General features: G+C 71.8%; 11 protein-coding genes. 7 read left to right on the forward strand and 4 right to left on the reverse strand.

The window, feature by feature from the left end; genetic code table 11:
- Window positions 1-27 precede the first annotated feature (27 nt).
- The 4 genes from AAC134_RS16550 (at window position 28) to AAC134_RS16565 (ending at window position 4,062) form a co-directional block, all read left to right on the forward strand.
- Window positions 28-714: an SURF1 family protein gene (locus AAC134_RS16550; RefSeq protein ID WP_339950227.1), complete on the forward strand. Its 687-nt coding sequence runs from the start codon at window positions 28-30 to the stop codon at window positions 712-714.
- 210 nt (window positions 715-924) lie between these two features.
- Complete coding sequence (locus AAC134_RS16555) at window positions 925-1,971, forward strand: MBL fold metallo-hydrolase (RefSeq protein WP_339950228.1); 1,047 nt, start codon at window positions 925-927, stop codon at window positions 1,969-1,971.
- 85 nt (window positions 1,972-2,056) lie between these two features.
- Window positions 2,057-2,716: a TrkA family potassium uptake protein gene (locus AAC134_RS16560; protein ID WP_339950229.1), complete on the forward strand. Its 660-nt coding sequence runs from the start codon at window positions 2,057-2,059 to the stop codon at window positions 2,714-2,716.
- Between the two features lie 8 nt (window positions 2,717-2,724).
- Complete coding sequence (locus AAC134_RS16565) at window positions 2,725-4,062, forward strand: TrkH family potassium uptake protein (protein ID WP_339950230.1); 1,338 nt, start codon at window positions 2,725-2,727, stop codon at window positions 4,060-4,062.
- A 30-nt stretch (window positions 4,063-4,092) separates the two neighbouring features.
- Here the strand turns inward: AAC134_RS16565 and AAC134_RS16570 are convergent, their stop codons facing one another.
- Window positions 4,093-5,643: an acetolactate synthase large subunit gene (locus AAC134_RS16570; RefSeq protein ID WP_339950231.1), complete on the reverse strand. Its 1,551-nt coding sequence runs from the start codon at window positions 5,641-5,643 to the stop codon at window positions 4,093-4,095.
- A gap of 253 nt (window positions 5,644-5,896) precedes the next feature.
- Here AAC134_RS16570 and AAC134_RS16575 point away from each other — a divergent pair, with 253 nt between their 5' ends.
- Window positions 5,897-6,445, forward strand: coding sequence for a thiamine pyrophosphate-binding protein (locus tag AAC134_RS16575; RefSeq protein WP_339950232.1), 549 nt, complete (start codon window positions 5,897-5,899; stop codon window positions 6,443-6,445).
- The gene (locus tag AAC134_RS16580; protein ID WP_339950233.1) at window positions 6,439-7,038 is read left to right on the forward strand and encodes a thiamine pyrophosphate-dependent enzyme; all 600 of its coding nucleotides are present in this window, start codon (window positions 6,439-6,441) and stop codon (window positions 7,036-7,038) included. The genes AAC134_RS16575 and AAC134_RS16580 overlap by 7 nt, the downstream gene beginning before the upstream one ends.
- Before the next feature lie 15 nt (window positions 7,039-7,053).
- Here the strand turns inward: AAC134_RS16580 and AAC134_RS16585 are convergent, their stop codons facing one another.
- From AAC134_RS16585 to AAC134_RS16595, 3 genes are read right to left on the reverse strand one after another with little or no spacing between them, the layout of a single operon-like run.
- Window positions 7,054-9,093, reverse strand: a complete 2,040-nt coding sequence (locus AAC134_RS16585; protein ID WP_339950234.1) for an NADH:flavin oxidoreductase — start codon at window positions 9,091-9,093, stop codon at window positions 7,054-7,056.
- Between the two features lie 26 nt (window positions 9,094-9,119).
- Entirely contained in the window at window positions 9,120-10,187 is a 1,068-nt protein-coding gene (locus AAC134_RS16590) for a hybrid-cluster NAD(P)-dependent oxidoreductase (protein ID WP_339950237.1), read from the reverse strand.
- 5 nt (window positions 10,188-10,192) lie between these two features.
- On the reverse strand, window positions 10,193-11,422 hold the full coding sequence (locus tag AAC134_RS16595; protein ID WP_339950235.1) for an aromatic ring-hydroxylating dioxygenase subunit alpha: 1,230 nt from the start codon (window positions 11,420-11,422) through the stop codon (window positions 10,193-10,195).
- Window positions 11,423-11,591: 169 nt separating this feature from the next.
- Between AAC134_RS16595 and AAC134_RS16600 the strand changes: the two genes are divergently transcribed.
- Window positions 11,592-12,443 (forward strand): LysR substrate-binding domain-containing protein, encoded by an 852-nt coding sequence (locus AAC134_RS16600; protein ID WP_339950236.1) that lies wholly within the window; start codon window positions 11,592-11,594, stop codon window positions 12,441-12,443.
- The last annotated feature ends 116 nt before the right edge of the window (window positions 12,444-12,559 follow it).

A 12,559-nucleotide genomic window follows, 5' to 3' on the forward strand; every position in this document is an offset into this window, starting at 1 on the left:
CGCCGGCCCCCTGCGCCTGGAGCCCTCATGTCCCGCACCCCCCGCGCCCGCCTGGTCTTCGCCCTTGTCATCGGCCTTGGCGGGGTCGCGATCCTCTGCGCCCTGGGGACCTGGCAGTTGCAGCGCCTGGCCTGGAAGGAGGGGCTGATCGCGGAGCTGGAGGAGCGTCTCGCCGCCGCCCCGGTCCCGCTGCCCGAGGCCCCGACCGAGGCGCGGGACGAGTATCTGCGCGTGGCCGTGCAGGGCGATTTCGCGCCCGGCGAGATCCACGTGCTGACCTCGCGCGCGCCCTGGGGCCCGGGGTTCCGGGTGATCGCCCCGTTCGAGACCGAGACCGGCCGACGCATCCTGGTCGACCGCGGCTTCATCCCGCAGACCGAGAAGACCGACGCGCGCGCCACGCCCGAAGACGTCGAGGTCGTGGGCGGCCTGCTGTGGCCCCAGGAGGTCGACGGCTTCGTCCCCGACCCCGACATGGCGGCCAACATGTGGTTCGCCCGCGACCTGCCGGTGATGGCCCGGGCGCTGGAGGCAGAGCCGATCCTGGTGGTGGCCGAGCCGGCCCCCGCCTCGGACCCCGAGGCGCGCCCCGCCCCCTGGCCGCTGAGCGTGAACGTGACCAACGATCACCTGGAATACGCGATCACCTGGTTCGGCCTCGCGGCCGCCTGGGCGGGCATGTCGATCGCATTCGCGATGCGCCGCCGGGGCTGAGCCTCGGGGCGGGCGCGGGCCTCGCGTCCCGCTCGCGATCCGGGGGCGCGCCCCTGCGGCTTTACTGACCGCCCGGCCGGTCGACAAGGTTATCAGCCGGGCTTACGGCATGGTATGACTCGAACGAATCGCGACGTTGCGCGCAGGCAGCCGGGCCCCTCGAGGGGGGGACCGCGCCGCGCCGGACCAGGAACGCTCAGGGAGACCGCCATGCCCAAGGACCACCGCGCCCAGCCCAGCCCCGCGCATCCGTTCCCGGAGGCGCCCAAGCCCGGCGAGGTGCTGGAGGTCGCGCCCGGCCTGTTGTGGCTGCGCTTCAAGTTGCCCTTCGCGCTGAATCACGTGAACGTCTACCTGATCGAGGACGGGCCCGGCTGGGCCGCAGTCGACACCGGCATCGGCGACGACCTGACCCGCGAGGTCTGGGAGAGCCTGTTCGCAGGCCCTCTGCGCGGCCGCCCGCTGACCCGGCTGATCCTGACCCACCATCACCCCGACCACATGGGCTCGGCCGGCTGGCTGTCCGAAAAGTTCGGGATCCCGGTCCACATGACCGAGACCGAGTATTTCATGGGCCGCTACCTCGGCACCGGCCACGACGCGGTGCACGGCGACGCGCACCGCCTGTTCTACGAGAACCACGGCATGACCCCGAGCGGGGCGGCCGCCGTCACCGGCCGCGGGCACATGTACCTCGAGATGATCACCGGCCTGCCGTCCTCGTTCCACGCGCTGGAGCCGCGCGAGCCGTTCGAGGTCGGCGGCCGCACCTTCACCGTGCACACCGGCGGCGGGCATTCCTGGAACCAGGCGATGCTGCATTGCGAGGACGAGCGGTTCTTCATCGCCGCCGACCAGGTGCTGGGGCGGATCACGCCCAACATCTCTGTGCATTCGGTGCAGCCGGACGGGGACCCGCTGGGTCGCTATCTCGACAGCCTCGCCTCGCTGCGTGCGGGGATCCCCGACGGCACGCTGACCCTGCCGGGCCATGACCTGCCGATCACCCACCTCCACCAGCGCATCGGCGAGCTGATCGCTCACCACGACGAGCGCTGCGACATCGTGCTCGGCGCCTGCCGCGACAAGACCCTGTCCTGCGCCGAGATCACCCCGATCCTGTTCACCCGCGAGATGGACGAGCACATGTTCTCGTTCGCCTTCTCCGAGACGCTGGCCCATGTGAACCGGCTGCTGCGCGAGGGGCGGCTCGAGGATGTGGGCGAGCCGGGCAAGCCGCGCTTCCGCTCGGCCTGAGGGCTCGGCGTGCGGGCGCGCGGCCGTTGACCGGGCGGTCCGCGCGCCTACTGTTCCCCGGTCTGAACATGGCGGGGAGCGGGACATGGCGCGCGGCGAGGGTTTCGCCATCATTGGCCTTGGCACCTTCGGGACCACGGTGGCCCAGGAGCTGGCCCGCGCGGGCGAGCACGTGCTGGGCATCGACCGGCACGAGCGGCACGTGGCGAGCGTGGCCGACGAGCTGTCGGAGGCCGTGATCGCCGACGCCCGCGACGAGGACGCCCTGCGCGAGGTCGGCGTCGGCTCCTACGGCACGGTCGTCATCGGCATCGGCGAGGATCTGGAGGCGAGCCTGCTCGCCACCATGAACGCCCGCCTGCTGGGGGTGAAGCGGATCTGGGTGAAGGCCGCGACCCGCACCCACCACCGGATCCTGCTGAAGATCGGCGCCGACCGGGTGATCCAGCCCGAGCAGGAGATCGGCAAACACGTCGTGCAGGTGCTGCGCAACCCGCAGGTGCGCGACTATTTCAGCCTCGGCAACGGCTTCCACGTGGTCGAATACGTGGCCCCCGAGACGATGGACGGCTGGACGCTGGAACGTCTGAAGCTGGACGACTACGAGGACCTGCGCGCGCTGGGCCTGATGCGGGGGACCGAGTTCATCTCCTGCGCCGCCTCCGACACGACGATCCAGGCCGATGACAAGCTGCTGCTGCTGGGGAGGCGGGACGACTTCCGCCGCTTCGGCGACGTGCTCTGAGCCGCGGCATGGCGCAGGGTCTCGCGATGTTCCGCAAGCGCGTGCGGCTGCCGCCGCCGGCGGCGCTGGCGCTGCTGTATGGCGCGCTGATCGCGCTGGGGGCGGGGCTGCTGCGGCTGCCGGGCGCCACCGTTGAGCCGATCGGCTGGGGGGCGGCGGTGTTCACCTCGGCCTCGGCGGTGACGGTGACGGGGCTGGCGGTGGTGGACACCGGCACGGGGTTCACCCTGTTCGGGCAGGCGGTGATCCTGGGGCTGATCCAGCTGGGCGGGCTGGGGCTGATGACCTTCGCGGCCCTGGTGCTGACCATGCTGGGGCGGCCGATGGGGTTCTCCTCGCGCAGCTTCCTGCGCGAGGACCTCAACCAGACCTCGATCTCGGAGCTGTTTCGCCTGGTGCGGCTGATCCTGCGGGTGGTGCTGGTGTGCGAGGCCGCGGGCGCCGTCGCGCTGGCGGTGGTGTTCGTGCCGGCCGAGGGGCTTTGGCGCGGGCTGTGGGCTTCGGTCTTCCACTCGGTCTCGGCGTTCAACAACGCGGGCTTCTCGATCTATTCCGACAGCCTGTCGGGCTTTGCGGGCAACCCGGTGGTGAACCTTGTCGTGCCCGCGCTGCTGATCGTGGGGGGCCTGGGCTACATGGTCCTGCACGAGATCCTGAACCGCACGCCGTGGCGCGCGATGACGCTGCATTCGAAGCTGACGCTGATCGGCTCGGGCGGGCTGCTGGCCTGGGGCATGGTCATGTTCGCCGCGCTGGAGTGGAACAACCCCGGCACGCTGGGCCCGATGGACTGGTCGACCAAGCTGATGGCGAGCTGGTTCCAGTCGGCCACCACCCGCACCGCGGGCTTCAACACGGTCGATATCGGAGAGCTGCACGACTCGACGACGCTGATGTTCATGTCGCTGATGATCATCGGGGGGGGCAGCACCTCGACCGCCGGCGGGATCAAGGTGACCACGTTCATCGTGCTGATCCTGGCCACGGTCGCCTTCTTCCGCCGGCGGGACACGCTGCACGCCTTCGGACGGTCCCTGGGGGTGGAGGAGGTGATGAAGGTGCTGGCGCTGGCGATGGTCAGCATGCTGACCGTGATGGGGGCGATCTTCGTGCTGTCGGTGATGCACGACGGCGCGTTCCTCGACATCGCCTTCGAGACGGTCTCGGCCTTCGCCACGGTGGGCCTGTCGCGGGGCGAGACCGGGGAGCTGGACGGTCTGGGCCGCGCGGCGGTGATCTTCCTGATGTTCGTAGGCCGGGTGGGGCCGCTGACGCTGGGGTTCTTCCTCGCCACCCAGGCGCCCCCGCGGGTGCGCTATCCGGGCGGGCGGGTGTTTCTGGGCTGAGGCGCGCGCCCTGGGGCGCGCGCCTCGGGATCAGATCCGCGCTTCGATCAGGAACGGGCCCTTGGTCTTCATCGCGTGGTCGAGGAGCTTCACGAACTCCTCGATCGTGTCGGCCCGGCCGGCGTCGACGCCCATGCCCTTGGCCATCAGCACCCAGTCGAGGTCCGGCCGGTCGAGGTCCAGCATCCGGCGGGCGTTCTCGCCAAAGTCGTTGACGCCGACGTTGCGCATCTCGCCCTGCAGGATCGCGTACTTGCGGTTGGCGTAGACGATTGTGACCACGTCGAGGTTCTCGCGCGCCTGGGTCCACAGGCCCTGCACCGTGTACATGCCCGAGCCGTCGGCCTGCATCGCCACCACCTTGCGGTCGGGGCAGGCGATGCCGGCGCCCACGGCCAGCGGGATGCCCTCGCCGATGGCGCCGCCGGTCAGGGGCAGGTGGTCGTGGGGGTGCAGACCGGGCGAGAGCGCGGCCAGCGGGCCGGCCGAGGTCACCGACTCCTCGACGATGATGGCGTTCTCGGGCAGGCGGCGGCCGACGGCGGCGGCGATGGTGGCGGGCGTCAGGGTCCCGGTGGGCTCCTCGATCTGCGCCTGCGCCAGCGCGTTGGCCTTGAACGGGGACTTTGCGGTCAGGCCGATGGCCTCGGCCAGCTGCTGGAGCGCGGCCTCGAGGTCATGCTCGTGCTCGGCGACCTGGATCACCTCGGCCTCGGCGGGCAGGGGGGAGGAGGGCTTGCCGGGATAGCCGAAGAACACCGCCGGCTTCTTCGCGCCGATGCAGATGGCGACCTCGACATGGGCGAGCGCCTGGATCGCCATGTCGACGTTGTAGGGGGTCATGCGCACGGCGACGCGGCCGGCGCCGCGCTGGCCGCGGTCGGACTGGGGGTGGAACAGGTCGGCGCCGGTGGCCTGCGCGATGCGGCCCGCCCACTCCAGCGCACGCTCGCGCAGCGCCCGGTGCTGCAGGAACAGGGCGCAGCGCTTGCCGGACTTCAGCGCCTGCGCGGCGGCCTTCAGGGGGCCCTCGTCGATCGCGGGGGGGACCGGCATCGGCAGCTTTGCAGGCTCGCGGGCCGAGACCTCGCCCCAGGCCGAGTCGGCGGGCAGGATCAGGGTGACGGGGCCGCGGGTGGCGATGGACTGGGTCCAGGCCTCCTCGGTTTTCGGCCCCACGTCTTCGGGAGAGGTGGCGCGCCCGACCCAGTGCGACATCGGCCAGGCCAGCCCGTCGATGTCCGAGGTCAGCGGCGCGTCGGCGGCCAGGTGCCACGAGGCGTGGTCGCCCGGCACGTTGATCATCGGGGTGCGCGCGCGCCGCGCGTTGTGCATGTTGGCGAGCCCGTTCGCCAGTCCCGGCCCGGTGTGCAGCAGGGTCACGGCCGGCTTGTCGGCCATGCGGGCGTAGCCGTCGGCGGCGCCGGTCACCACGCCCTCGAACAGGCCCAGCACGCAGCGCAGCTGGGGCTTGCGGTCGAGGGCCGCCACGAAATGCATCTCGGACGTGCCGGGGTTCGAGAAACACACGTCCACGTCGTTCGCCAGCAGCGTGTCGCAGAGAAGATCGGCGCCGTTCATCGGTCTTGGCTCCAGTGTTCGCAAAGACGCGGCGCGGCAGGGCGTCGGGCGTCTGAAGAAGGGGCGTCGCGGTCAAGGCGGCGACGGCGGCCGAAATTGGACCGGCGGGCGGGCCGATGTCGAGCCCAATCGTCGACCTGCCGGCAGGATGACGCTGGCCGCGGCCGCCGGGCGTGGTCTAGGCTCGGCGTCGAACGCCCCGGCGAGGGCGAGCGCAGACGGGCGCCGATCGCGTCCGAAGGGAGGACCGCCCGTGAACGACGCCGCACCGATGTCCGCAGGCGCGCAGGCCGCCGGCCCGGCCTGGCCGGCCGAGCTGTACGAGGCGCTGAGGGAGGCCGGCGTGCGCCACGCCTCATACGTCCCCGACGCGGGCCATGCCGAGCTGATCCGCCGCTTCCAGTCCGATCCCGAGGCGGTCGAGGTGATGCTCTCGACCGAGGAGGAGGGCGTGGCGCTGGCCTGCGGGGCGTGGCTGGGGGGAATGCGCTCGGTGGTGCTGATGCAGTCCTCGGGCGTGGGCAACTGCATCAACATGCTCTCGCTGCCGGCGCAGGCGCGGATGCCGCTGTTGATGATCGTGACGATGCGGGGCGAATGGGGGGAGTTCAATCCCTGGCAGGTCCCGATGAGCCAGGCCGTGCAGCCTTCGCTGGAGGCGATGGGCGTGCGCGTGGTCCGGGTCGAGAGCGCCGCGGACGTGGCCCCGACCGTCGCCCAGGCCGCCGCGATGGCCTTCGGCGGCGATCAGCGCATCGCGGTGCTGCTGAGCCAGCGCCTGCTGGGAGCGAAGGCATGGTGAGCGGAACGGTGGAGCGGCGCGCGGCGGTCGCGGCCCTGATGGCGCATCGGGGCGAGGGCGAGGCCCGCGCGCTGGTGATCAGCGGGCTCGGCTCTCCGACCTGGGACCTGAATGCGGCGGGCGACGACCCGGCGAATTTCTACCTGTGGGGGGCGATGGGCGGGGCCGCGATGGTGGCGCTGGGCGTGGCCCAGGCGCAGCCCTCCCGCCGGGTGATGGCGCTGACCGGCGACGGGGAGCAGTTGATGGCGCTGGGCGCGCTCGCCACCATCGGCGCGGCGGGGCCGGCCAACCTGACGGTGCTCGTGCTCGACAACGAGCGCTACGGCGAGACCGGCGCCCAGCCGAGCCACACCGGCCGGGGAACGGAGCTCGCCGCCGTGGCCGCCGCCTGCGGCTTCGCCGAGACCGAGGTCGCGCGCAGCCTGGCCGAGGTCGAGGCGCTGGGCGCCCGCCTGGCCGCGCCCGCGCAGGGCCCGCGCCTGTTCGTCGTGAAGATCGGGGCCGAGACCCCGCCCCGCTCGATGCCCGCGCGCGACGCGCCCTGGCTCAAGAGCCGCTTTCGCGCGCGGCTGGGCTTCGAGCCGGGCTGAGGGAGCCGCGTCCCCCTACAGGGTCCGGGCGAGGCGCAGCGCGTCGTAGATGGCCGCGTGGGTGTTGCGCGCGGCCACCGCGTCACCGATGCGGAACAGCTGGAAGGCGCCCTGCGGGTTGGCGCGGACCGTCTGCGGGCGACGGGCGATCAGCGCCTCATAGTCGACCTCGCCGAGGTTCGAGGAGGCGGGGCGCAGCTCGAAATACAGCTCGTCGAGGGGGCGGACGCCGTGGTTGACCACCACCTGGTCGACCTGACGCTCGCGCCGGGTCGGGCCGTAGTCGCTGCCCAGCACCGCCGTCAGCCCGTTGCCCGCGCGCTGCACGGCGTCGAGCCGCCAGGCCGGGGTGAAGGTCACGTCCAGCTCCTGGAGGATGCGCAGCGAGGGGGTCAGGGACATCGCCATGACCTCGGGCACGATGGCCCGGTCGCGGCCCACGATCTCGACCCTGGCGCCGGCGGCGGCCAGTTTCTCGGCCGCCTGCAGCGCGGGATAGTCGCCCGCGTCGTCGTAGATCAGCACGTTGCGCCCCGGCGCGGCGTCGCCCGACAGGATGTCCCAGGCGGAGACGACGAGGTCGTTCCCCTCCCCCAGCACCTCGGTGTGGGGGAGGCCTCCGGTGGCGACGATCACGGTGTCCGGCGCGTCGGCGAGCACGGTGTCTGCGTCCGCGAAGCTGTTGAAGCGGAAGGCGACGCCCTGGCGCTCGCATTCGGCCAAGCGCCAGTGGATCAGGTTCATCATCTCGCGCCGACGCTCGGTCAGGGCGGTGAGGCGGACCTGGCCGCCGGGGTGGGGCGCGGCCTCGTGCAGGGTCACGGCGTGGCCGGCGGCGGAGGCGACGCGGGCGGCCTCGAGCCCCGCGGGACCGGCGCCGATCACGGTGACGCGGCGGGGCGTGGGGCTGGGCTCGATCGCGTGGGGCTGCTCAAGCTCGCGGCCGGTGGAGGGGTTGTGCAGGCACAGCGCCATGCCCCCCTGGTAGATCCGGTCGAGGCAGTAGTTGGCCCCGACGCAGGGGCGGATGCGGTCCTCCTCCCCGCGCAGGATCTTGGCGACGATATGGGGGTCGGCGACATGGGCGCGGGTCATGCCGACCATGTCGAGCTTGCCCGAGGCGATGGCGTGCCGGGCGGTGGCCACGTCCTGGATCTTGGCGGCGTGGAAGGTGGGGAACTGCGTCGCCGCCCGGATCTCGCCGGCAAAATCCAGATGCGGGGCGCTGGCCATGCCCTGCACCGGGATCACGTCGGTCAGCCCCGCGTCGGTGTCGATATGCCCCCGCACCACGTTGAGGAAATCGACGAGCCCCGAGTCCTTCAGCCGGCGCGAGATCTCGAGCCCGTCGGTCGTCGTCAGGCCGCCGGCCAGGTCCTCGTCGCCGGTGTAGCGCACGCCGACGAGGAAATCTTCGCCCACCCGGCGGCGGATGGCGCGCAGCGTCTCCATCGTGAAGCGCAGCCGGTCGTCGAGCGACGGCCCCCCCCAGGGCGGCTCCAGCGCGTTGGTCAGCGGCGACCAGAACTGGTCCATCAGGTGGCCGTAGGCCTGGATCTCGATGCCGTCGAGGCCAGCGGCGGCCATGCGCTCGGCGGCGGCGGCGTAGTCCTCGATCAGGCGGGCGATGTCCCAGTCCTCGGCGGCCTTGGGGAAGGCGCGGTGGGCGGGCTCGCGCTCATGCCCCGCCGAGACCACGGGCAGCCAGTCGCCCTTGTCCCAGCGGGTGCGGCGGCCGAGGTGGGTGAGCTGGATCATCACCGCGCAGCCGTGCTCGTGGCACTCGTCGGAGAGTTCCCGCATCCAGCCCACCACCTCGTCCTTCCAGGCGAGGATGTTGTTGAACACCGGCGGGCTGTCGCGCGAGACCGAGGCCGAGCCCGCCGTCATGGTCAGCGCCACGCCCGCCCGGGCGCGTTCCGCGTGATAGGCGCGGTAGCGGGCTTTCGGCATCCCGTCCTCGGGATAGGCGGGTTCGTGGCTGGTGATCATCAGCCGGTTCTTCAGCGTCAGGTGCTTGAGCTGGTAGGGCTGCAGCAGCGGATCGTTGGTCATCTCGGCCTCCGGGGTCTTCGCGACGCTCAGACGTCCACCGACACGCGGCCGATGGGGTTCGAGCAGCAGGCGAGGATCCAGCCGTCCTCGATGTCCTCCTCGGTGATGCCGCCGTTGTGGACCATGTGCACCTCGCCCGCGGTCTTGCGGATCTTGCAGGTGCCGCAGACGCCGAAGGTGCAGCCCGAGGCGATGTTCAGCCCCGCCGCCCGCGCCGCGGCCAGCACCGTGTCGGTCTGGGCGCAGTCGTGGGTGACGCCGGAGGCCGCGAACTCGATCTGCGCGGTGATCGCCTCGTCGGGGGTGACGTCCTCGGGGACGTCTTCGGTCTGGAGCAGGGGGGCGGTGAAGCTCTCCTGGTGGTAGCGGGCCATGTCGTAGCCCAGGCCCGCCAGCGCCTCGCGCACGGCGGTCATGAACGGCTCGGGACCACAGCAGTAGACGTCGCGCTCGAGGTAGTCGGCCGCGGCGAGGCCCAGGATCAGCTGGTTGAAGCGGCCGCGGTAGCCGGTCCAGGGGCGGTAGGGGTCCGGCTCCTCGACCACCCAGGCGAGCTCGATGCCGGTGATGCGGGAGGCCATGTGCTCGAGCCGGTCGCGGAAGATGATCTCCGAGGGGCGGCGGGCGCAGGCGATCAGCACCACGTCGGGGTCGCGCCCGCCGTCGTACATGTGGGTCAGCATCGACATCATCGGGGTGATCCCCGAGCCCGCCGAGATGAACAGGTGCTTCTTCGCCGGCGTTTCGAGGCAGGAGAACCGCCCCCCCGGCCCGATCGCCCGCAGACGGGCGCCGGGATGCAGGTTCTCCAGCATCCAGCGGGTCCCCAGCGAGGCCTCCTGCGCCTTGACCGTGATGGTCAGCGAGGTGGGGCGCGAGGGCGAGGACGAGATCGTGTAGGTCCGGTGCAGCGGCCCGCCCGCCACCGGCAGCTCCAGCGTCAGGAACTGGCCGGGGCGGAAGGCGAACAGCGCGCCCGAGGGTGCCTGGAAGGTGAAGGTGACCACGTCGCGCGCCTCGGGCAGGCGGGCGACGCACTCCAGCGGCTCGTCGTCTGACCAGAACGCGAGGGCGGGCTGGGCGCGGGCCTTCATCACGCTCATTCCGCGGCCACCGCGATCGGGGCGAGCGCCCGCTCGAGCGCCCGGGCGTACCAGTCGACGAACTGGATCACGCCCGATTCCTCCTGCGCGCTGTAGGGGCCGGGGGTGTAGGCGGGCGAGTGGATGCCCGCGGCGTTCATCTCGACGATCTCGCGGTCCTCGTCGTTGGTGGCGATCCAGACCTCGGTCAGGCGGCCGAGGTCATAGTCCACGCCCTCGACCGCGTCCTTGTCCACGAGCCACCAGGTGGTGACCTCGGTCTCGGTGGCGCTGATCGGGGTGACCCGGAAGGTCAGCGAGTGGTCGGGGAGGAAGTGGCTCCACAGCGTGGGATAGTGGAAGCACAGCAGCGCGCCCGCGTCGGGCAGGCTGACGCGGCCCAGCGGGCGGCGCACGCCGGGCTTGCCGTCCATGGTGTAGCTGACGGCGGGCGCGGTCAGCGGCATCCGCGCGAGGCGATACTGACCGTCGTCCGAAATGCGGAACCGGGCGGGGGCGCCCGCGGCCTCGCAGCGGTCGAAATGGGCCTGCAGACGCGGCGAGACGGAGCCGTCGGGGTTCACCCCCGCCACCTCGGGATCCAGCGGGAAAGAGCGGCACAGCGCGGGGTGCGAGCCCGAGCAGTGGTAGCATTCGCGGTTGTTCTCCCACACCAGCTTCCAGTTGCCCTTCTCGACGATGGTCGAGGTGAAGGCGACCTTGGCGCGGGAGAGGTCGTGGACGGCGAGGTAGGGCTCGGCGAGCGCCGCGAAGGCCTCGAAGTCGGGCGGCGTCTCGGCGAGGCAGATGAACACCAGACCGGCGGCCTGGCGCGCATGCACCGGGCGCAGGCCGTGCTTCGAGGCGTCGAAGTCGGGGCCCATGTCGCGCGCCCACAGCAGGCGGCCGTCGAGCTCGTAGGTCCACTGGTGGTAGGGGCAGACGAGCTTGGCGACCTTGCCGGTCTGGGCCTTGCACAGGATCGAGCCGCGGTGCCGGCAGGAGTTGTGGAAGGCCCGGATCTCGCCGTCCGCGCCCCTGACCACGATCACGTCCCAGGCGCCGACTTTCAGCCGCGCATAGGCGCCGGTCTTGTCGAGCTGGCAGGCGGGGGCGGCGAACAGCCACTCGCGCTCCCAGATCAGGGACAGGTCCTGCTGGAAGATTTCGGGGTCGGTGTAGAATGGCCGCTCCAGCGCGTGGCCGGGCCGGCGGCGGGCGAGCAGGTCGGACAGGGGGGCGGTCATGCGGCGGCGGGCTCCGGCTGGCAAGGTTATCTCACCTGACGCGTTGGCCTTGATTATTGCGCTGCACAAGGGCAGAAATTTTCATCTGGAGTGAGCTGATTTCACCTGTCCTGATTGCGACCCGACGCGGAGGGAATGCGACCTGTCCCGGCCCTATGACCTGCCCTCGATGACCTCGCTGGTGTGTTTCGAGGCCGCGGCGCGGCGTCTCAGCTTCAAGGCGGCGGCGGGCGAGCTGAACGTGACGCCGGCCGCGGTCAGCCACCAGATCCGCGCGCTCGAGGCCGAGCTGGGCCGCGCCGTGTTCCTGCGCCAGCATCGCGGGGTCGAGCTGACCGAGGCCGGCGCCTTCCTGTTCGTGGCCCTGCAGCGCGGCTTTTCGGGCATGTCCGAGGCGGTGCATGAACTGCGCGCCCGGCCCGAGGCGGGCGACGTGGTGGTGCAGGCCACCACCGCGGTCAGCGCCTTCTGGCTGACCCCCCAGATCACCGCTTTCTGGAAGAGCCGGCCGGAGATCGTCGTCTCCCAGAACGTCACCGACGTCGAGCCGCCGGGCGGGCGCCCCGACCTCTCGATCCGCTACGGCCCGCCGCGGGACGAGGGCGAGACGCGGGAGCTGTTCCGCGACCGGATCCTCGCGCTCGCCGCCCCCGACTACGCCGCGCGCCACGGGATCGGCGGCGTGGACGACCTGCTCGACGCGCCCCTGATCCACCTGCAGGCCGAGGGCGCCGACTGGACCGGCTGGCCCGAGTGGTTCGCGGCCCTCGGCCGTCCCGCGCCGCGGGGCCGGCGGGTGGCGGTGGACAACTACATGATCGCCCTGCAGCTCGCCCGGGATGGGGCGGGCGCGGTGCTGGGCTGGGACGGCCTGGTCGGCGACCTCCTCGCGCGCGGCGCCCTGGTCCCGCTGACCCCGGCCTCGATCCCCTCGCCCCACGCCTTCGTGCTCACCGTGCACCCCCGCGCCTCGGCCGAGGCGCGGATCTTCGCCGACTGGCTGGCCCCGGTGCGGAGCTGAGGGCGGAAGCGCGGAAACGAAAACGGCGCGCCCGGGGGCGCGCCGTTTTCGTTCCCTATGAAGGGATGTTGGTGGGTGATGTAGGGCTCGAACCTACGACCCGCTGATTAAGAGTC

It is taken from the genome of uncultured Albimonas sp. (genome assembly GCF_963977235.1).
In the GTDB taxonomy this organism is placed as follows: domain Bacteria; phylum Pseudomonadota; class Alphaproteobacteria; order Rhodobacterales; family Rhodobacteraceae; genus Albimonas.